The sequence below is a fragment of the Rheinheimera sp. UJ51 genome, assembly GCF_020819615.1.
GTDB lineage: Bacteria > Pseudomonadota > Gammaproteobacteria > Enterobacterales > Alteromonadaceae > Alishewanella > Alishewanella maricola.
The window spans coordinates 77,285-98,921 of the sequence record NZ_JAJHOG010000012.1 but is presented as its reverse complement, the minus strand read 5'-3'; the positions used below and the strand labels follow the sequence as shown (position 1 = coordinate 98,921).

18 protein-coding genes are annotated in these 21,637 nt (G+C 45.8%); 9 read left to right on the top strand and 9 right to left on the bottom strand.

Annotated features, from left to right (window positions below; all coding sequences use genetic code 11):
- Positions 1-150 precede the first annotated feature (150 nt).
- From LMJ53_RS14095 to LMJ53_RS14075, 5 genes are read left to right on the top strand one after another with little or no spacing between them, the layout of a single operon-like run.
- The gene (locus LMJ53_RS14095) at positions 151-2,013 is read left to right on the top strand and encodes a TolC family outer membrane protein (RefSeq protein ID WP_229587678.1); all 1,863 of its coding nucleotides are present in this window, start codon (positions 151-153) and stop codon (positions 2,011-2,013) included.
- A gap of 23 nt (positions 2,014-2,036) precedes the next feature.
- Positions 2,037-4,175 (top strand): type I secretion system permease/ATPase, encoded by a 2,139-nt coding sequence (locus tag LMJ53_RS14090; RefSeq protein WP_229587676.1) that lies wholly within the window; start codon positions 2,037-2,039, stop codon positions 4,173-4,175.
- The gene (locus LMJ53_RS14085) at positions 4,172-5,488 is read left to right on the top strand and encodes an HlyD family type I secretion periplasmic adaptor subunit (protein ID WP_229587674.1); all 1,317 of its coding nucleotides are present in this window, start codon (positions 4,172-4,174) and stop codon (positions 5,486-5,488) included. Before LMJ53_RS14090 ends, LMJ53_RS14085 begins: the two co-directional genes overlap by 4 nt.
- A gap of 7 nt (positions 5,489-5,495) precedes the next feature.
- The gene (locus tag LMJ53_RS14080) at positions 5,496-6,083 is read left to right on the top strand and encodes a helix-turn-helix transcriptional regulator (protein ID WP_229587672.1); all 588 of its coding nucleotides are present in this window, start codon (positions 5,496-5,498) and stop codon (positions 6,081-6,083) included.
- Positions 6,084-6,095: 12 nt separating this feature from the next.
- A complete protein-coding gene (locus LMJ53_RS14075) occupies positions 6,096-6,458 on the top strand; it encodes a tryptophan synthase subunit beta like protein (RefSeq protein ID WP_229587670.1) in 363 nt (120 codons plus the stop codon).
- A gap of 6 nt (positions 6,459-6,464) precedes the next feature.
- Here LMJ53_RS14075 and LMJ53_RS14070 read toward each other — a convergent pair whose 3' ends face one another.
- The 8 genes from LMJ53_RS14070 to LMJ53_RS14035 form a co-directional block, all read right to left on the bottom strand.
- Complete coding sequence (locus tag LMJ53_RS14070) at positions 6,465-8,363, bottom strand: LapD/MoxY N-terminal periplasmic domain-containing protein (RefSeq protein ID WP_229587668.1); 1,899 nt, start codon at positions 8,361-8,363, stop codon at positions 6,465-6,467.
- A gap of 34 nt (positions 8,364-8,397) precedes the next feature.
- Positions 8,398-9,054, bottom strand: coding sequence for a transglutaminase-like cysteine peptidase (locus LMJ53_RS14065; protein WP_229587666.1), 657 nt, complete (start codon positions 9,052-9,054; stop codon positions 8,398-8,400).
- A 239-nt stretch (positions 9,055-9,293) separates the two neighbouring features.
- The gene (locus LMJ53_RS14060; RefSeq protein ID WP_229587665.1) at positions 9,294-10,091 is read right to left on the bottom strand and encodes a hypothetical protein; all 798 of its coding nucleotides are present in this window, start codon (positions 10,089-10,091) and stop codon (positions 9,294-9,296) included.
- Between the two features lie 170 nt (positions 10,092-10,261).
- A complete protein-coding gene (locus tag LMJ53_RS14055) occupies positions 10,262-11,860 on the bottom strand; it encodes a peptidoglycan-binding domain-containing protein (protein ID WP_229587663.1) in 1,599 nt (532 codons plus the stop codon).
- A 1-nt stretch (position 11,861) separates the two neighbouring features.
- Complete coding sequence (locus tag LMJ53_RS14050; RefSeq protein ID WP_229587661.1) at positions 11,862-12,209, bottom strand: hypothetical protein; 348 nt, start codon at positions 12,207-12,209, stop codon at positions 11,862-11,864.
- A gap of 22 nt (positions 12,210-12,231) precedes the next feature.
- A complete protein-coding gene (locus tag LMJ53_RS14045; protein WP_229587659.1) occupies positions 12,232-12,519 on the bottom strand; it encodes a hypothetical protein in 288 nt (95 codons plus the stop codon).
- A complete protein-coding gene (locus LMJ53_RS14040; protein WP_229587657.1) occupies positions 12,520-13,335 on the bottom strand; it encodes a hypothetical protein in 816 nt (271 codons plus the stop codon).
- 192 nt (positions 13,336-13,527) lie between these two features.
- Positions 13,528-15,105 (bottom strand): diguanylate cyclase, encoded by a 1,578-nt coding sequence (locus LMJ53_RS14035; protein WP_229587655.1) that lies wholly within the window; start codon positions 15,103-15,105, stop codon positions 13,528-13,530.
- A 358-nt stretch (positions 15,106-15,463) separates the two neighbouring features.
- On the opposite strand from LMJ53_RS14035, the gene LMJ53_RS14030 reads away from it, so the two are divergent.
- Together LMJ53_RS14030 and LMJ53_RS14025 are read left to right on the top strand one after the other, a co-directional pair.
- A complete protein-coding gene (locus LMJ53_RS14030) occupies positions 15,464-16,309 on the top strand; it encodes an alpha/beta fold hydrolase (RefSeq protein WP_229587653.1) in 846 nt (281 codons plus the stop codon).
- On the top strand, positions 16,299-17,279 hold the full coding sequence (locus LMJ53_RS14025; protein ID WP_229587651.1) for a sensor domain-containing diguanylate cyclase: 981 nt from the start codon (positions 16,299-16,301) through the stop codon (positions 17,277-17,279). Before LMJ53_RS14030 ends, LMJ53_RS14025 begins: the two co-directional genes overlap by 11 nt.
- A gap of 281 nt (positions 17,280-17,560) precedes the next feature.
- On the opposite strand, the gene LMJ53_RS14020 is transcribed toward LMJ53_RS14025, so the two are convergent.
- Entirely contained in the window at positions 17,561-17,749 is a 189-nt protein-coding gene (locus tag LMJ53_RS14020) for a YgaP family membrane protein (RefSeq protein WP_229587650.1), read from the bottom strand.
- A gap of 444 nt (positions 17,750-18,193) precedes the next feature.
- Here LMJ53_RS14020 and LMJ53_RS14015 point away from each other — a divergent pair, with 444 nt between their 5' ends.
- Positions 18,194-20,176, top strand: a complete 1,983-nt coding sequence (locus LMJ53_RS14015) for an LTA synthase family protein (RefSeq protein WP_229587648.1) — start codon at positions 18,194-18,196, stop codon at positions 20,174-20,176.
- A gap of 203 nt (positions 20,177-20,379) precedes the next feature.
- The gene (locus tag LMJ53_RS14010; protein WP_229587646.1) at positions 20,380-21,612 is read left to right on the top strand and encodes an Nramp family divalent metal transporter; all 1,233 of its coding nucleotides are present in this window, start codon (positions 20,380-20,382) and stop codon (positions 21,610-21,612) included.
- Positions 21,613-21,637: the final 25 nt, after the last annotated feature.

Here is a 21,637-nt window from a genome sequence, read left to right as displayed (position 1 = left end):
GTGGGTTTGTAGATAACACCATTGGACCTGAGTACAGTTAATCACGTTCAAACTTGTTTTCTATCAACTAAAGCCATGTATATCTTTGTTAAAATAGAATTAATAATTGTGTCAATTATAGAAACATAAGGTGTATTCCAATTGAGAGCAGTGTCTGTTATAAAAAAATGTCTGTATCCTTTTTTTGCAACCTTAATTATTTTTGCCGTCCCCAGTTATGCCGCTTCTACGGTGCAACAAGCTGCGAAAGAAGCGATAGAAAAAAATCCAGAAGTTCTGGCTAAATGGTATGAATTTTTAGCGGCCGGTGATGATGTTAACTCTGCTCGTGCTGGCTATAAACCCTCGATAGATGGCACCTTAGGTTTGCAATACCAAAAACAAAATTATGGTTTGGTTAGAGAGTATGACGGTGCTTATGCGCGTTTAACGCTTACGCAAATGCTTTATGATGGCAGCCGCACGCGTTCAGAAGTGAATCGCTTCTCCAACTTTCAACTGGTTGCCTATTTTAATTTGTTAGAAACCGCTGAAAATATCGCATTAGAAGCGTTTCGGGCTTATCAAGATGTGTTAGCCCAACGCCAGTTGGTTGCATTGGCGCAAGAAAATTTAGACAAACATTTCGAAGTGTATCGGCAAATCGAAAGCAGCGCTAAAGCGGGGGTCGCTAAATTCGTCGATTTAGAGCAAATTAGCGGTCGTGTGTCGTTAGCACAAAGCAACGTGATTACCGAAACCTCCAATCTGCATGATGTCACAACACGATATTTAAGGATCGTTGGCGCCTTACCTTCCTCTGATATGCGACCTGTTACTTTGTCTGATCAGCTACCGAGTACGGTTAATCAAGCTTTACGCCAAGCCTATCAAGCTAGCCCGGCCTATCATGCCGCTTTACGCAACATTAAAGCCGCTGAAGCGGGTGTGCAAACCCAGAAAGCAAATTTTAAGCCCAACGTTAATTTAGTGGGTAGTTACGGTTATCAAAACTATTCAGACATTGGTGTCAGAACCGATCAAAATGAAGCCTCAGTCGGCATTGAATTAAAATACAATTTTTATAACGGTGGCCGTAATTCCGCTTCGCTTAGTCGAGCGTACTCGGAAGTTAATTTAGCCGAAGAGTTACGCGATAAGGCCTGCATTGATATCCGTCAAACCATTCAAATTGCTTACAATGACGGTGTTAAGTTGGCAGAGCAGTTACCATTATTAAATCAACATCGATTGTCTTCGGATAAAGTCAGAACAGCTTATAAACAGCAATTTGATATTGGCCAACGTTCATTGTTAGATGTGCTTGACTCTGAAAATGAATACTTTCAAGCCAGTCGAGCTTATTTAGCCGCGATTTATACCTTAAGTGTCGCTAAGGCCAGAACTTTAGCGGGTATGGGAAACTTGACCAATACGCTGGGGTTAAACTCGAGTACTTGGCCTTCTTTAACTGAGCTAGGCGCAGAAAGACTGACTGTTGATCCTGCGACTGCTTGCCCTGCAGTTGATGTATATGGCAGTTTGCAAGTTGACCAAGATACCGATAATGACTCGGTGAAAGACAGTGCTGATTTTTGCCCTAACACGCCAATAACCGATAAAGTTGATGCTAAAGGCTGTTCCGTTTTTACCCAAAAAGAGGCTAAATTTACCTTGGAAATTACCTTTGGCCATAACCAAAGCGTGATTGAAGAGCCATATTTACCTCAAGTGGCCAGTTTTGCTGCATTTTTACAGCGTTACCCGAATACGAAAGCTGAAATACAAGGCCACACCTCATCAGATGGTGCGGCATGGTACAACGATATTTTATCGCAACAACGTGCAGATGCAGTAAAGCAAATATTGGTGTCGCAGCATGGCATTGCGGAAGAACGCATTATGACCAAAGGTTATGGTGCGAGTCGCTTATTAGCTGAAGCAGATACGGAAGCGGCACATAACGTCAATCGCCGGATAGAAGCGGTCGTTACTGCAAAATATGACAGTGCTGTGCCACGCGCTGCAGAATAAACACTGACATAGGAATTGACGTATTGATCCCAGATAACAAGCATACGGGCGGCCCGTTATTCGAAGCCTTACTGTATATCTGTGAATTTCATCATTATGCGGTGAGCCCTGCCAGCTTACTCAGTGGCTTGCCGTTAACAAACAACATGCTTAGTCCGGCGGTATTTCATCGCGCGGCCGATCGCGCCAAACTGGCTTCAAAAATTCTACAGCGGCCGTTGAAACAATTAAACACGGCGTTATTCCCGGCTATTTTGACACTGCACGACAATAAAGCCTGCATCATTCACAGTATTGACCACGCTCAGCAGCAGGTCAGTATTAGTTATCCTGAATTGCCGGCAAGTGTCATTACATTGCCGTTAACCGAGCTTGATGCCCTGTACGCAGGTTCGGTGTTTTATGTGCGGCCGAAAACCGATGCGGCAGATAAAATTAATCACTTTAAATTACCGGCGCACCTGCATTGGTTTTGGGGTGTCATTAAGCAAAACCGCTCGTTATATCGCGATGTGTTGCTAGCCGCGATCATGATCAACTTGTTTGCATTGGCGATGCCGATGTTTGTGATGAACGTCTATGATCGGGTTGTTCCCAATTTGGCTACGCACACCCTATGGATTTTGGCGTCTGGCATCAGTTTAGTACTGGTGGCAGATTTAGTGTTAAAACTGCTGAGACACCACTTTGTTGATTTAGCGGCAAGTAAAACGGATGTGATGCTTTCGTCTGCCATTATGGACAAAGTGTTGTCGATGAAGTTGAAGTATCGACCGCAATCTACCGGTAGTTTTGCTTCAATTGTGCAATCTTTTGAGTTTGTGCGAAGTTTTATCGGCTCTTTAACCATTGTTGCGTTGGCCGATTTTCCTTTTGTATTGTTGTATTGTGTCGTGATTGGCATGATCAGCTTGCCTTTATTAGCACCGATCTTAGTCGGGGCTTTAATTTCGCTGATCTATGCTTATTTTGCCCAGCGCAAACTGAAGTTCTTATCGGATGAATCGGCTAAATCGGTGGCTGAACGTAATGCGACCTTGATTGAAGCCTTAGGCTCGTTAGAAACGACTAAATCCAATAATGTTAATGCAGATATTCAGCACAGCTGGGAGCAGTTGTCGTTAAGCTGTGCTCATCACAGTGCCAAAATGCGCTCGGTATCAGCCTCTGTCAGTAATGTGGCCGCTTTTCTGCAGCAGCTTACCGGTGTGGCGGTGATCATTATTGGTGTCTACCTGTTAATCGACGGCAACCTAACGCAAGGTAGCTTAATTGCGGTCTATCTATTGTCATCGCGAGCCTTAGCACCGGTAAGCCAAGCTACCGGATTATTAGCGCAATTTCATTATGCGTCATCCGCTTATGAACAGCTGGATGTACTCATGGCGTATCCTTCAGAGCAAAACGCCACGCGACAAACCATTGATAAGCCGCTACTACAGGGCAAAATAGAATTTAAAAATGTCAGTTTTAGCTATCAAGATAGCGATGTCCCTTCGTTACAAAATGTCAGTTTTGTTATCGAGCCCGGTGAGCATGTTGCCATCTTAGGGCGAAATGGTTCTGGTAAGTCGACCTTAGAAAAACTGATCTTAGGCTTACATGATGCTGAGCAAGGGCAAGTATTGATTGATGGTATCGATATTCGTCAGTTAGACATTAATCAGGTGCGAAACAATATCGGATATGTGCCACAAGATATCAGCCTGTTTCGTGGCACTTTGCGTTACAACATCGAATTAGCCGCGCCGCCGAAAAGCGCTGAGCATTTTCTCAATATCTGTAACATCTCTGGGTTAAATCAATTATTAAGTCAGCATCCGGCCGGATTTGAAATGCAAGTCGGTGAAAAGGGGCAAAACTTATCTGGCGGTCAAAAGCAAATCGTATCGATTGCCCGAGCGCTTTATAACGATCCGCCGATCTTACTGTTAGATGAGCCAACAGCAGCCCTAGATTACAGCAGTGAAGAAGCCTTTCGAAAGCAATTAGGGGAGTTTGCTGAGGGTAAAACCTTGTTATTAATTACACATCGCAGCCCATTGTTGTCTTTAGCCAATCGGATTATCGTGATGGATAACGGCAAAATTATTGCCGATGGTCCGAAAGACACCGTTATGGAAGCACTGCGTCAAGGCCGTATCATGGGTAATAACGCATGAGTAATCAACCGCATAAATATTCAAAAGATTGGGTCTCTGAAGCGGAGTGGGCGCGTATTGCGCAATCGCCATTATCGGCGCGTGCTTTGCTTTATGGTGTGCTATTCAGCGTAGTGGCATTGATTGTTTGGGCTGCTTTTGCGCCATTAGATGAAATTGCCCGAGGCGATGGCAAGGTGGTCACTTCGCAACAATTACAAACTATTCAATCGCTGGATGGTGGTTTAGTGACCAATATCTTGGTGCGTGAAGGCGAAGTGGTTGATGTAGGACAGGTGTTGCTCAAGGTCGACTCTACCCGTTCAAACGCGAACTTAGCTGAAAACAAAGCACAGTTTTATGCCTTGACAGCAGAGGTCGCCAGGCTGCAAGCGCTTACTAACGAGAGTGCCCCGCAGTTTCCGGAAGAGTTAAAAACGGCAGCGCCCGATCGACTGCAACATGAAATTCAACTGTATCGTAATAGTTTAGCCGAGTTAAACGAGCAATTAGCGGTGCAAGCAGAGCAGCAGCAACAACGCTTACAAGAGTTAGTTGAAGCCAGAGCTGCACTTTTCCAATATAGCCAAACCTTAGAGTTGACCAATCAAGAGTTAAGTGTAACCAAGCCATTACTGGCGAGTGGCGCAGTATCGGATATTGATATTTTACGCTTAGAGCGTGAAGTCGCGAGAGCTAGCGGCGAAGTAAAACGGGCTGAAGCCAATACCGCGCGAGCCGAGTCTGCCTTGCAAGAGGCACGCAATAAACTCAAAGAAATTAAGTTAACCGTGCTGAATCGTTGGCGTAATCAGTTATCAGAATCGCGTGGCAAACTGGCTGCTCTTGCTGAACTACAAACTGGTTTAGTGGATATGGTGCAGCAGGCTGAAGTGAGATCACCCATGCGTGGCACCATACAACGGCTGCATATTAATACGGTGGGTGGGGTATTAACCCCAGGCAGAGATATTTTAGACATTGTACCGCTGGACGATCAGTTATTAATTGAAGCCAGAATTTCGCCAAAAGATATCGCTTTTATTCAAATTGGTCAGCAGGCGACTATCCGCATCAGTGCTTATGATTTTGCTATCTTTGGTGGTTTGCAAGCCAGTGTCAGTCATATCAGTGCCGATACGGTCACGGATGAAAAAGATAACACTTATTATGTCGTTAGATTAAGTACCGCCAGCCAAAAGCTGGATGATAAGTTAACCATCTTGCCCGGTATGACGGTGCAAGTCGATATTGTCACCGGTAAACGCACGGTCTTATCGTATTTGCTGAAGCCACTGCTTCGAGCAAAAAGTAACGCGATGACAGAGAGATAATCAATTAATGGCCAATGTAGCAATTTTTACTGCTCCAGGTTTTACTGCCTCAAGCTGGACCACTGCCTTTGGTAAGCCGCAGCTGCATGTTTATCCTGATGCCGACATTCAAGCGTTAAATACCTGTGATGTGGTATTAATCCACAGTGCGCGTAGCGATTGGACGGTGCTGGTCAAACAGTTGCAGCAGAGTAAGTTAGTGTTAGTGATCAGCCAGCAACTCGCTTTAGTTGAACTGCAAGTGGCGTTGAGCTCGGGCGCGAAAGGTTACCTAGATGCCGGCAGTAATAGCGTTAACTTTGTCCAAGCCGTGGCGGCTATTCGTAATGGCGCTTTGTGGATACCCGCAGCATTGCTTAATCAACTCAATCGGTTTTTGTCAAAAGCGATCCCCAGCAAAACAACGTGGCAAACCTTTGAAGGGCAATTGTCGAAAAGAGAATTCGAAGTGGCGAGCTTGGTGCGGCAAGGCTTAAGTAATAAACAGGTGGCAGAGCGTTTATTCATTACCGAACGCACGGTGAAGCAACACCTTACGGCAACCTTTGCTAAGCTAGGGATCAAAGATAGGTTGCAACTCATCATGCTGCTTTAAAGGAAGTGTTTTATGTATGTTAAGCGAGCCAGCAATAAAGAGATCGTCGCGTTAAGCACGGAGCCATCCGCAGACTATCCAGAATTTATCTCTAACAACGATCCTGATCTTCTGCAGTTTATGCAGAAAAATATGCCAACTTATGCGCTAGCCAGTACAGAGTTGAGCCACAGTCAACAACTGGAAGATTCCGACGCAGATTTAGCGCGCGTCCTGGAAGATTTGGTGGAGTTATTAACGGCTAATGGCGTTATTACCTTTACCAAACTGCCGATGGCAGCGCAGGTGAAATTACTGAATCGTAAAACGCTACGCCACAACATGCAAACGCTTAGCCTCCTCAATGAAGAAGAGGACGACAGCATTATGCCCTAAGCGGCGTTAAACAATAGCCGGGCCGGTTAAGCCATCAAAACCCAGCTCAAGCAAGCCTTCGATGTCTGCGCTGGCGCTTACGCCCTCGGCAATCACGGTTAAGCTTAAAGTATGTGCCAGTTTGATTAAACCCGACAACAAATGGGCACTGTCTTTGTTTTGATAACGTCGTACCAAGGCGGCGTCGATTTTTAAGTAGTCTATGCCCAGTTTTTCTAAGTCTTGGATGGCATTAATAGCAAAGCCACATTTTTGCAAGCCAACATGCACTGACAATGACGTTAAAGCGGCAGCGAAACGGCTAAACAGCAATGGCTGTTTCACCACTAAGCGCTCATCAAACTCCAAGGCTAATCGCACACGAATCGATGGCTCCACCGCCTGCAGCAGCGTTAATAATTCATAATGTGTTGCTACATCTATCAAGGTAAGATCAGAGATATTCAGCGCCAAGTTCAGCGCTTTGTTCTCTTGCAGCAGCAACAAAGCGTGCTTTAACATGGCGATATCCAACTGGCTGGTGTAGTGATAACGCCGCGCCCAACCTAGCACCTGAGCAGCCGATAACCAGTGGCCGTCGATTTTCATTTTTAACATGGCTTCTTGATGCATAACACGACCATCTCGACGTTGCACCGGGTAAATAGTCGAGCTAATACTGCCAGATGTTACCGCCTGCTGCAGCGCTTTTAGCCAGTCGGTTGCATCCGCTAAATCGGCGTATGGCTTGGCATCAAGCAGCGTTTTACTTTGTAATGGTGGCGAGGCTTCAACTTCAACTAATAAAGCATCAAGCTGCGCTAACGTTTGCTGCCGGCTAGTAACGGTATCTAATGACATACCGACCAACAATACCGGTGCATTGACCGCACTGGGGGAAACCTTACAGTTCTGATTAAGTTGTTTGAGCAGTTGTTCTGTCAGTTCAGCGGTTGAAGCTAACTGATCGACAACTAAAAAGAAATCGCTACCATTTAAACGGCTAACCAAGCGCATCCCCGAATATTGCTGAACCTCTGCAACTAACTGTTTTAACCAAAGATCTGTTTTGGCATGGCCGAGTTGCAGGTTTAACTCGTGCAGTTCGCTCACCCGTAATAACAGCACGCAACTTAATTCACTGTGTTCAATGTTGCCAAAATAACTGTCGAGCCAGTTGGCGCAATAATCGCGGTTAAACGCGCCGGTAACATCGTCCAATTCATGTTGCTTTTGCAGTCTATCCAGTTGTTTTTGTTCTTGTTCCAGCATGCTGCGCACCCGGCTGGTTAGCCGATTCATGGCAGCAACCAAGCGTTTTAACTCAAAGGTTGAGGGCTCTTCACTGGTAATAAATTGGCGATTACCTAGCGCTTCTGCATGGTTTACTACTTGGTTTAAGGGGCGACTAACACGTCTAAGTAAAAAGCTGCCCACCACACCACAAAAAATAGCAATCAGCAAAAAGCCTAGCGCTAAATCTTGGGTAATCTGCCATAACGCGATTAAGCTGTAATCGGTTTGGCTTTCCAGTTCAATACTGCCATAGCGTTGCCAGCCATCTTGGATCTGAGCAATACCGGGTTTAACATTAAACGCTAATAAACTAGCAAACCAATCGGGTACCGCAACCGGTTGAGGGCTAAGCGTAAACTCTGTAAGGGTATTTCCTGCCACATCTTTTAAGGCAATCCGCCGGTAATAACCGGTATCAAATTGCGCCGAGAGCATCAACTCGATAGTGGTCAGATCTTTTTCCATTTGTGACAGGCTTAAAGCCATTCCGGTGGCATTATCGATATTTTTAACTTGCAGTTGTTCTGCGAGATAAATTTTTGATTGGTAGGCACTGATAAAAAAGCTACTGCCAAAGGCTAAGAGCACAATAACAATAATTCCAATCCACAACTGCTTAATCAGAGACATAGCCTAAACTCCTTAACCCACATATTGCCCAGCATCATAAAAAAATGCCCTGCAGTGATAATCGTGCTACCAGATCACGCCAGCGCGATAACCGCGCCGACGCACTGTGTTTTGATTTTTGATTGCCGCTACCCGCCCAAAGCCCAGTAGAATTAAAACTAAATACTGGCGTTAGATCTGGCCTGGCTGATGCGGGTAAAATATTTTGAATTAAACTATCGATAATCAGAGGTTCAGCTTCGGCATCTGGATAATAAGCCAGTACCATATGCGCTAAACTGAGGCCGCTGTGTTCAGCCCCAACGCGCGCTCGAACATAGACTAAGCGAAGCTGTGTATCAGGGATCCCTAAAGCGCGTAAGCTGATGTAACTGGTGATCGCCCAATCTTCACAGTCGCCGCGCCTTGATGCCAATATTTCGGCAGGGCTGGCCCAGTAATCTTCGACTTGATAGAGCGAGGCATCTAACTCGTAACTGAGTGTGTTATGTAAGAATGTATTCACGGTTTCTAATTGCTGAACAACCGGTAAGTTTGCAGCATCTTGCAACATTTGTTGCCAAGCCGATGAGGTAGCCAGTGTTGTTGACGCTGGAGCAGATTGTTCGAGATAACGATCAAACTGAGAGAAATCAATAAGAAAGGGGGTTTCAAGCGCATGGTTATGCAACGCTGCCGCGATAAACAGCATGCCTCCAAAAGATATTGCGAATTTTTTTATCGCCTTTGCTGGCATTTAGCACACGCTCAGTACTCGTAACCCAGCCCCAAGATAGTGTAAAACTACTTGTATCTCAACGGATTTTTGCAGCGCGCTCTGCTCTTTTGTTATACCTGTTACCGTCTGAGGCCGCTGTGACAAGTGTGACAGCCTTAAATCACGCCCATCGGGTTTGACACGTTAAGCTAGGCTTATCACACGCAGTGAACTTAGCGTTTGCGTGTTGCTGCGGGATGAATACGCTCGTCATACAGTTTGTCGAGCGCTTGGCTAATGCTGAGCGTGTCATCTTCGGTTAAATAGCGCTCAACTTGTTTATGTACAAAAATGACCGATTGTTTATGTTGTTTAGCAAATTGCTGGCACAGTGTAGTGAGTTGTTTTTGAAATTCCTTGGCTGCGGTTTCTCGATGTACCGCGTGGATGGCTTTTTCAAAACTGTTGCCGTGCTCTGCGTAGTATTCTTTTAAGGTGATCTTGGGGATGCGATAAGCTTTACTGGCATAGTCTAGGGCTTCTCTAAAGCTGCTATAGCTTTCACCAAATACGTCAAAGCTGGGGCTAAGGTGATAATGTACTTGATGATTAATACCGGCAGCTTCGTAATTAAAACCCGGAAAATTAAGTCTTTCGGTGGTTTCTAAACCTAGTTTTAAGCCCGCAGCAATGCTATGGCTTAAGCTAAAATCCAGCGTAGCGAGTTCTTCTTCTGTCCACATTTCGAAAATATTTAAGGCTTTTTCATATTTTTTCGCCAGTTTTTTCTTGGCGTAAACACGGCGCTCTTCTAATGCCCCCGCTTTGCAGCTTTTTAAATGCTCAAAGCATTCACGACAACTGGGGATCTTCACAAAGTCAGCAGGTTCTTGTGTGCTAAGAAAGAAATCACGGTATTTTAATGGCGGCGCAAAGTCATATTCACTGGCAATACAACCACAATAAAAGCAGGTATTAAAAGACGCTCTCTCAGTCGGCACAAGGAGGTGGTAGTCGGGATATTCGCTCATAAAGGCTCGCTTGGTTAAAAACTGCCGTTATAGTACGCTGTTTCAGACGATCTCAACAGCTAAGTGCCGCCGTGAGCCTATTAGGCAAACTGTAACGGGGCATCATTACACTGATGAGGTGGTTGTCATGCTTAACTAAGCGGGCGGCTTCGGCTAAGGCTTGGCTGAATTTAGGATATGTGTGCTTGAAAAAGCGCCTGTTTTATATCGATGCTGAGTTGATAATCAGCGATACTATCGAGTTGTTGTTTTATGGCCTTTGCCGAATTAGCGAAATCAGCCAGTGCCAGTAATGGCAGTAACCAACCAAAGGGTGTGGTTACGGTTTTGAGCACCCGATGTGCCATACGCATTAAGTGGCTAATAATATTTAAGCTTGCGGCATAAAGCTTAACGCGAAAACGATATTGCACGAGATGATGCTGGATTTGTGCAGGGGTAGCGCTAGGGCTGAGTAAACAATATTGGTCAAAATCATGGTCGTGGCTAAACAGCAAATTGGCGGGTTGGCTAAACTGATACACTGAGTTGCGCAAATAACTGGTGCCTGCGTGCACAATATCGATGGCTTTAACCACGCCAATATAAAATTTTCGGGCTTTTCTACTGATATAGCGCGCGAGATTAGCAATAAATTCTGTAGTGAACTGCTGCAGTTGTTTCACGGCTCGAAATAACCAGCGGATCACTCGCTTGAGGCCATCAAAAATACCGTTGGCCAGCCGAGCAAATTGGTTCTGAAATTCTTTTTTGTGCTGTTTGTGCGACAAAATGCTTTGCACGGTATTATTGAGCTGCTTACCTAGGTAAATGTCTTTGCTCGGTTCATGAGTTAAAACAGCAAAAGCAGCCATCAGTTTCGCATCTACAGTGTTGCTGTGTTGTTTTGCATGAAGCGCTTCTGACGAATTGTCTTGATAAAAACGACTAATGGCGAGTGTGGTTTTTGACAGCTGGCGCCTTGGTCTGGCACTTCTTTTCGCGCGCAGTCTTTCCCATTCAGTTTGGTCTTGGCCAGGGGTAATATCATAGCCGAGCAGCCATAGTTCGATACGGCTAATGGCCTCAATGTTGTGCTGAAACTCGTGAGTAACTTGAGCAAATAACGCAGCATCGGCAAGCTTAACCACGATAGCATCATGCTGGTACAGGGCATGCACTAGTGGCTCGGTAAGCGTTAACGATGCCGTACTGAGCAAGCCTAAACGCCGTGCAAATTGCGCAAACCGGGCGATGGCCAAAGCGAAAGCGGGGTTGTCTTGTGGCAATAGGATGGTTTTGGTGTGGATACGATGCTGTGCCCAATCACTAAAAAAGCCCATACTGTAAAGACGACAATAAATACCCCGTAACAACGCTAGGTTAGGCATGCCGACGGCAGGAATTAATTGCGCCAATGGCTTGGCCCACACCTGTTGCCAATCTGCGGGCTGTTGCTGATTTTCAAAGCTCACTAAACACTCCAACACCTGCCACGTTTCTGGCCCTGCCCAGCCGTCCACTTCGATGCCGGCTTCTTGTTGTAGCTGTTTAATTTTCTTAACCAAGATCGGATCTAAAGTGTGATTGCTGCGATTAACCTGCTTGTCGCCCTCGGCTAAATAACCTAACTCAATTAAACGTGCTCTAACGGCACGAATATAGGCCGCCGAGTCGGTTTGATTGGGGTTGCTTACCGCCATAACGGGGTTGGGGAGATGTCGCTCATTAACGGCAGCATCGAGCCCCATGCCAAATTGCGCTAAAAAATCTGCTGCAGAATCAGCCATATTAGAGATCTGCGATATCGCCAACGATGGATTTCACAAAATCGATGGTGGCTTTACGCGATTCGGCGCCGGCTTGCACTAAATCAGCATGGGCTAAACGCTGCGCCTCGGTAATATTTGTGTCATAAAAAGCGACAATATCACCATCAATACTGGTTTGGGTGCTGGCGAGTACTTTGACTTTAACCGCGGTATTGCCTTTTGCTTTGGCCATGACATCGGAGAATCGGACTAACTCCGGATCGCTGCCCTCTAGTGTGACGGAGCCTTCAAAGGTAATGACATCTAATTTGGATAAGTCTTGTACGGCGTTTGCGAGATTAGACATGGCTTTTTTAAACGTGGACATAAGTGTTCGCCTCTTTTAGCAGTTAGTAAAACAAGATACTGATAGCGTGAGTAAAGGTCGTTCCGTAGCGTTGTTGCAAGGTTGCTAAGGCTGTGGTTTTGGGTAATGCAACCTTGTTGATTACTGGGGTAAAGCCGGTTGGATTAAAGGGAGAGCGAAACTGCAGCACATCCGGCAGTTCAGTGTTAGCACTTAGCACCATGCAGCCAGAATATTCCTGCCACTGAAAACCACTTTGCTCAGTAAATTGCTGGTGTTTGGCTTGCGATGCCGCATAAATTTTTTGTAGTTGTGCCATGTTGTTACTCATTTAGGCCACCTGCACTAATTCATCGGCTTGATAGCTGCGCGCAGCTTGCATGACCAACCTTGCTTCATCATCACGCCGATGCAATAGACCATCGAGCCCACGGTTTTGCCATAAGCGTTTCATATTGATGATTTGTTGAGCGATGTCTTGATAGGCATGGCGTAGAACCAAAGGTTGTATGGCCGCCATCTCACGGCGAGAATCGCCACTGATGCTGGTGCCTCTGTTATAGACCAAAGACAATAACGCGCTTTGTGCATCGGGATGCAGCTTTTCGACACCAGGAAAGGTGCGTTGGGTTTTACTGGCATAAAGAGGCAGTGATGCATGGACAAATACATGTTTAGCGGCTGACAGTGGAATAACCAGTGTTTGAACTGAGCTTAGCAAGCGCTTTGCGCTGGCGGCTTTGCTGCCGCAAACACGGCGTAATTTAGCGATATCATATGTTGGGAGCAGGGCTGACCAATCGCGTTCAAATTGCGCTGTGTTGGCATATCCCAAATCATAGCCAATACCGATGGTGATACCTGAGTCACCGCCGGGCCAACTGGGGTGAATGAGTTTGGCCTGATAGTACTGCTCAGAGCTAATTTCGTGCTGAATAATTAAGTCGATACCCTTTTTAGAGAGGGTGAGACCCTGTGTCATGGCCGGGGATGTGGCGGTAGTGCTTGTTGCTTGCCCAAGGCGAACATCAATCGGTAGCAAGCGTTTTTCTAAGGCGCTAAGGGTTTGTCCACCCAAAACCCCATCAGGCTCCACGCCTAAAAACTGTTGGATCCTTTTCAGCCGTTCCGAGGTGGTGCGATGCATGGCGTCCATCCTGCTGTGTTGTGAAAAGCGAGCGTATTAAGTATAGACCGCATTAGCATGGCAGCAAGTGACCAACCGGTATTCGGTAAAATGCACTCAAGAAGTTGCGGCTTAAGCCGCTGCTGCAATTAGAGTCAGCGGCTCATAGAAGGGGTAATTATATGCGGGCTGGCGCTAGGTTATGACGCCAGTTCAGCGTGTGTTGGCTAAAACCAGCGCTTTGCGTTGTGATTTTGCTTGATACATGGCAGCATCTCCAGCGGCCAAGAGAGCCTCTAGCGTTTCGGGCACGGTGCTAAACATGGCGTAACCAATACTCGCCGATACCGAAAAGTGTTGCTGATGCAGGCTAATAGTAAATTGCTGAAAATGTTTTTGTAATTCATCGAGTTTGGCAACGATTTCTTGCTGTGATCTAAAGCAGGCCAGGGCAACAAATTCATCACCCCCGATGCGTGCTACGGCGTCTTCCATGCGCATTTTGCTTTGTAAATAACGGGCAATCTCTTTTAAGGCTGCGTCACCAGCGTGATGGCCATAGGTGTCATTGAGTTGTTTGAAGCGATCAACATCAATATAAAAAATGCCCAGCAAGCCGCCATTTTGGCGTTGATAATCCATTAAATGTTGGGCTTTTAAGCTAAAACCCCGGCGATTTAATATGTTACACAACATATCAATATTCGCTTCGTTTTCAGCACGTTCTTTAGCCATAGCAATGCGGCCGATACGCCGTGACACGGCTATGGCTAACATCAGGCTTTCCACCGCAAAGGCAATAATGAAACCATAGCGCTGCACAAAGATATTGCTGTCTAATAATACAATCCGAAAGATCATGCTAATTAACACAATGCTAAGGGCGCAGAACACCAAACCTGCCTCACTCACTCGTCGTTGCCATTGCCACAGCGCGCTGGCAAAAATAGCGGCGACCAATGCCAAGGTTCCATAGCTCATCAACATAGCGGCGGCGGTGGCCAACGGATGGTTTTCAATGACCATTCTAAGCAAGCAACTAAACAGGACGATCAGAGACGTGGTTTTAAAAATGAGGCTCGTTCTTGGAAAGTCAGTGTTCACTTTCAAAATTTCGCACATAAACCAAGTGGCACTGACCACCGTTAAACCAATACTGAGTAAATAGGCGAGATGGATTTCTCTTAATAGATGGCTGGCAATATACAGAAATAACTGGCCTTCCTGCAGCAAGATAAAACTGGTGATACAAAAGATGTAGGCGCTGTAAAGTTTTAACGCCTTGTCGGGTACTTTACGGCTGATTATCAGCACATAGAGCATTAACGTAAAACTTAAACCGTAAAATAAGCCCATAATAAGATTATGTTTTTGGCTAGACAGCATAAAGTCTGTCAGCGGTTGCCATTGAAAGCGTGGGTTGTGCGCAAATTTGGAATCTATGCTAAGTAACGCCGAAAACTCGCCTTGATCAATTTGAAATGTCACTTCACCTGATGGGATCGGCGATTGCGTTATGCCGGCCTGCTGCCAGCTAAAGCGGTTTAAGCCATGTCGCTGAAAAGAAAACACACCCGGCTGATTGAGCTGACATCGCAGAGTAAATTGATTAAGGCCTGGGGTGAGTTTAATGCTGGATTTTTTAGCTGCGGTTAACACTTCTGCCCTAGGCGAGTCGTGAGAGACTACTGAGCATGATTCTGCGGCGACTGCCCTGCTCGAATGAGTCAATAATACTAGGAGCAATGCCCAAATAAGCAACGTAAAAACAGACACTTGTTTAGCTGACATCAGTTCTATCCTATGAACAAAAAAGCATAACACGCCAATTAATCACCAGATTAATCAAACATTTTATGAAGCGCGTGGTCAGAGCCGATAAAGGCCAAGCTAGTTTAACATTTTTTACTGTTTTTATAACGGTAATGGCTGCCTAACTTGGCCGCAGTAAAGATAGGGCGGTGATAACAGAGATTGAGCTATCCGTGTTTATTCGCGGTAAGGCTGAAAATGTTGTAAGTACTTTCTTGATACTACTGACAGCGCATGACGGTTAAGCTAGGCTAAAGCAATCAATTAATGTGCACGAGCAAATGGAGTTTACGATGCAAAGCGATTTGCACCACGGCTAGTGCAACAGTGAGGTTTTATGGCTCAGACAGAGCAGCCCAATTTTAATGCAACAACCGCAACTGAGGTGATACGTCGACACAATATTGCCATTCATGGCGAAGGTGAGCAAACGCTGGTGTTTGGGCATGGTTTTGGTTGTGATCAAGATATTTGGCAGCATGTTGCCCCGGCCTTTTACGCGCAGTATCGTGTGGTGTTATTTGATTATATTGGCTGTGGTAAATCAGATCTTGGGGCTTATAACAAGAAACGTTATAACCATTTGCAAGCTTATGCAGATGATTTACTGCAGTTGTGCCAAAGCTTACAGTTAAACAACATTATTTTTGTGGGGCATTCGGTTAGTGGTGCGATTGCGCTATTAGCCTCGATAAAGCAGCCTACATTATTTAAAAAAATCATTGCTATTGGTCCTTCGCCACGCTATTTAAATGACCCACCAGCTTACTTCGGTGGCTTTGAAGCCAGTGACATCGCCGGTATGCTAGCCATGATGGAGTTAAACTATTTCGAATGGTCTAACTATTTGGCGCCAAAGGTAATAGGGCAAACAGATGATGCTAAAAGCGTCGATGAGCTGAAACTCAGCTTTATGCGCTCCGATCCGGTAATTTCGTTACAGTTTGCCAATGTGACCTTTTACTGTGATATTCGGCCGCAATTGTCAGCCGTATCAGTGCCAGTGACGATTCTGTATTGTCTTGAAGATATTATTGTTCCCGTGCAGGTTATTGAGTATCTGCAGCAGCATATTCCGAATGCCAAAATTATGGAGTTAGCGGCATCTGGGCATTATCCACAATTGATTAACCCCGCTGCGGTTATTGCTGCCATTCGTAAGGAAATCAGTAGTGAGTGTTAGTCTCGAGCTGGCATCGTTGCCTTGCGGCATTATGCTGCTGGACCAAAAAAATACCATCCAACAAGTAAATGCCTTGTTTTGTGATTGGCTGGGTTATCCGCAGCAACAGTTGTTGCATAATACGGTAACCCGAGTCTTTACCCCGGCTACTAAGTTAATCTATCTCGGGCATATACTGCCCACGTTACAAACCAACGGGCAGATTGAAGAAAAACTGATCATATTAAAACAGGCCAATGGTCACGATTTACCCGTAATGGTTAACGCCCACCGCGTGCAACAGCAGGATCAGGATTATTATGTCTTTGTCGTGCTGCGCATGTTACGCCGGCAGCTTATTGAAGAACAATTACTCGCCGAACGACGCAAAGCCGAACAAGCGAATGCAGAAAAAGATGATCTTAATCAGCAGTTGCAGTTAGCGCAAAGTGAATTGTTGGCGAAGCATCAAGAGCTACTTGTACTGAATTCGGGTTTAGAAACGCTGTCGGTGACCGATGCGTTAACTGGGTTATTTAATCGACGGTATTATGAGGCGCAACTGGATCTATTGCTTGCCCAATACCAACGTAACCAGCAGCAATTTGCTTTAATTTTAGTGGATATCGATTTTTTTAAAACCATCAATGATATTCACGGCCATGCGATGGGCGATACCGTGTTGCAAGCCTTGTCGCAACAACTGCGCCAGCATATTCGCGAAATTGATATTTTGGTACGCATTGGTGGCGAAGAGTTTGCCATTTTATTGCCCGACACCGATCTGGCTGCTGCTCGCATTGTTGCAGAACGACATCGCAGCAGTATTGAACAAATCAGTGGTTTTGCCTTTACCATCACCGCCAGTTTTGGCATTGCCTTAGTGGCTGACGCGGATACCAAAAAGAGTATTTACCAACGCGCAGATAGTGCACTGTACCATGCTAAAACGCATGGTCGTAATCGCGTAAGTACAGAGCACGATCAGTAACAATATTATGCGCTGGCTATCGGCTTAGTTGTGAGCTGATGAACCGACCGGTAACCTCGATACACGCACTGCAGCAGAGGTGTTTGAGTTGTTCCACAAGGTGAATGAGCAACGCGGTTGTGCGGTATTGTTAGTAACGCATGATCCTCGCTTGTCGGCATCTTGCCAGCGATAGCGTTAATCAAGCAGAGCTAACTTAAAAGCCTTAAAACGCCCTGATAAATCAGGTTATTTAAGGCTTAAATCACGTAGGATATTCAGGTGCCCTTATCGTTTTTAGCTTAGGGAATTTTACAGGTTTTAATGCCAATCAAACTGTAAAGTGGGCAAAAGCTAAATAAACCGGTGGCTAGCGGCACCACACCAATCCAACCCCAAACACCAATATAACCGGTTGCCGCGAGCGCAATCAGCAATATCCCAGCGATAATTCTCAGTGTTTTATCCAGCGAGCCTACGTTTGCTTTCATTTGCTACTCCGTTCAATTCAAGTTAGGGGTTACTCAGCATAGCCTGTCTGGTGATTCATGTCTGCCAGCGTTGGATGCAGCCCACAACGGTCAGGTAGAAATGACGGGCACGACTTCATCGCTGCCTCACTTTAACCTCAATGAGTTAATTTTCGAATGAGTGCGCCGCTGCAAGCAACATAAGCTCATCTAAACATACATTAGAAGTGATTGTTATATGAGTGTAGACTAAATTAAACAAAAATATAGCCGTTGCATCGCTTTATCATCTTTCACATTCAAAACAACGATTATCATTCTATAGCCATGCCGTCATGGTGTTTAGTGGCCATGTACGCACTGTTCTATGCACTTTTTTTGTTCAGAATAATGCAGGCTAGCTTAAGAATGACTTAAGCTTAAATGGTTATTATTTCGCCTAATACAGTGTGCGGAATATCATTTATGCAAAAAACTGAACGGTTGATTCGCCTAAGCGGGCCTTATTTACAGTATCTGGTGTTACTCGCTGGGGTGCTGTTGTTGTTGTCGGCTAATCGTTTAGGGCTGGTTTTCTGGCAGTACGAACGCGTATTAGAGACGGGTGAGTTAAGCCGTATTTTGCTGCAAGGTGTTAGGGCTGATTTGATCTTTGCCGGTATATGGTTGGCGCTTCCCATGTTGTTGTTACCCTTGCTAGCACATGCCCGCACTATTCATATTTGGCGTAACGTCAGCCATTATTGGGTGTTGTTGGGTTTTGCTTTAGTGATTTTGTTAGAGGTGTCTACACCACAATTTATCTTGCAATATGATGTGCGTCCGAACCGGCTTTACATCGAATACTTAAAATACCCAAAAGAAGTTTTCAGCACCTTATGGCAGGGTTTTCGCTTGATGTTCGTGGGCGGCTTAATGGCTATGGCTTTATTGTTGTGGCTTATTAATCAATGGCTTAGGCGTGTATCCGCCAAGATGCGACCTTATCAACATACGCGAACCTTGTTGCTGAGCTGGCCGTTCGTGGTGTTTTTGGTTTTTGCCGCCATTCGTTCAACCACCGAACATCGGCCGGCTAACCCTGCGCTGTTCGCCATTACCGGTGATGCCATGGTTAATTCGTTAGTGATTAATTCGCCTTATTCGGTGATCTATGCCATTTATAGTTTAAAGCACGAAGCTCGCTCTAGTGAGATTTATGGCACCCTAACCGAGCAAGACATGTTGCAATTAGCTTTAGATTGGCCATGGCTACACGCATTGCAATTTACTGATGCTGAGTTACCGACGATGGCACTGCGCACACCGGTGCAAGCCAAAGCGCGGCCACTTAATTTGGTGATTATTTTAGAAGAGAGTTTGGGCGCAACGTTCGTTGAGCCGTTAGGCGGCGTAGCCGTTACCCCTGAGCTTGCTAAATTAAAAGAGCAAGGTTGGTGGTTTGAGCAAATGTATGCCACCGGTACCCGTTCGGTTCGAGGCATTGAGGCGGTTGTCGCCGGTTTTGCGCCGACACCAGCACAAAGTGTGGTGAAGCTTTCGGCAGCACAACAAAACTTTTATACCCTTGCCAGTACCTTGTCGCAGCAAGGTTACCATACGAATTTTGTTTATGGCGGTGAGTCGCATTTTGACAATATGCGCAGCTTCTTTACCGGTAATGGTTTCAATGAGGTATTAGACTTCCCCAAAATGATTCATCCACAATTTGTGGGAAGTTGGGGCGCAAGTGATGAAGATCTGTTTACGGCAGCAGCAGCCCGTTTAGCCGAGTTGGCACAGCAAGATAAGCCGTTCTTTAGTTTAATTTTTACCTCATCGAATCATGAACCCTTTGAGTTTCCGGATGATCGTATTGTGCTGCATCAACAACCGAAAGCAACGGTGAATAACGCCGTGAAATATGCCGATTATGCTTTGGGTAAATTTATTGCCGAGGCTAAAAAGCAGGCGTATTGGCAAAATACCGTGTTTTTAATTGTCGCTGATCATGACAATCGGGTTTACGGTAATAGCTTGGTTCCGGTTGATAAGTTTCATATTCCGGCACTGATTTTGGGCGCCGATATTCAACCACAAAAAATCAGTGCGTTGGCCAGTCAAATTGATTTAGCGCCCACGTTATTATCGTTACTGGGTATCAGCGCAGAAACACCTTTGCTGGGGCGCGATTTTAGTCGTGATGCTTCGACGCCAGGCCGGGCTTTATTACAATTTGATCAGTATTTTGCACTGTTGCAGCAACAACCAGATGGCAGCCCGAACATCACCATTTTAAAGCCCGATGGCCAAGCGGTGAGTGGGTATTACGATTTTGAACAAAAACGGCTGACACTAAGCGATAGCGCAGTGGCGGCAAAAACAAAAAACAAAGCGTTAGCCGAAGTGTTATTACCTTCGTGGTTGTATCGCGAGCAGCGCTACCGACTGAAGCAGGCTAATCACTAAACTGCTCGGCATTAGGCATAGACGGGCTATTACTTCACGCACCGCCGTATTGCAGCTATTTTAATCAAGTCGCAAGCTAAGCAAACTGAAGTGTTGTACTTAGTGGCAAAGACGCTTAAGTTACAGCAAACACCAGACAAATAATGCTGTTTTGACATCGAGATTACAAAGGTGTCGCGGCAATACCTTCAGGAATTCAGTTTATGCGTGCGTATTTTCGTTTAGGCCCTGCCACTTTAGTGACAGCGGCTTTTATTGGCCCAGGCACGGTGGTAACCGCTTCATTGGCTGGTGCGAACTATGGTTACGCCCTGTTATGGGCGTTATTATTTTCTGTCATCGCAACGATGATTTTACAAGAAATGGCCTCACGCTTAGGCATCGTTACCGGTAAAGGTTTGGGTGAAAACCTTCGACATTTAGTACAACAGCCGCTATTAAAAGTGTTGTTATATAGCCTGGTGGTCGCGGCGGTTGTTGTGGGGAATAGTGCTTATCAAGGCGGAAATTTAACCGGTGCTAGCCTGGGGGCCGATGCCATTTGGGGGCAACAGGCGCTGGTGCTGTCACTAAAGCAACACACGGGGTTAAACCCCTGGTCATTACTGTTAGGCGTCATTGCAATCGTGGTACTGTGGCGCGGGCAATATCAACGGATTGAGCGGTTTTTAATTGGTTTAGTACTGCTGATGAGCTTGGCGTTTATCAGCACCATGCTGCTAACCAAGCCCGATCTGGGGGCGATGTTGTCGGGCATGTTATTACCGACAATTCCTACTGGTGCCACGTTAACGGTGATTGCCTTGATCGGCACCACGGTAGTGCCTTATTCTTTGTTCTTACACTCGGCAAGCTCTGCCACAAAATGGCACAATCAGCCCAATAAAGCACAAGCTCTGGCAGAGTCTGCGGCTGACTTACGCACCGCCATACCCTTAGGTGGGTTGATCACTTTAGCCGTGTTATCTACGGCAGCAACCGCTTATTTTGGCAAAGGCCTAAAAATGGAAAATGCCGGTGATTTAGCGTTGTCGTTGCAACCGGTATTTGGTTCTGCAGCGACCTACTTAATGGCGTTAGGTTTACTAGCAGCCGGTTTATCATCAGCCATTACCGCACCGTTAGCCGCGGCTTATGCTTTGCGCGGCTTGTTACAGCTGAGCCCACAATGGTTTCGACTGAGTTGGTTACTGATTATTTTGGTGGGTATGCTGGTATCGAGTTTGGGCTTAAAACCCTTGAGCATCATTTGGTTTGCCCAAGTGGCTAATGGTATTTTGCTGCCAATCATTACTCTGTGCTTATTACTAGCCGTGAACTCCTCACTGCTGGGTACCTATCGCAACAGCTTGCGGCAGAATGTGTTGGGTGCGGCGGTATTTGCTGCAACCTTATTATTAAGCGGCCGCACCCTTTACCTGGCTTTTTTTAGTTAACCCTCATCCGACCACACTCAGGTAC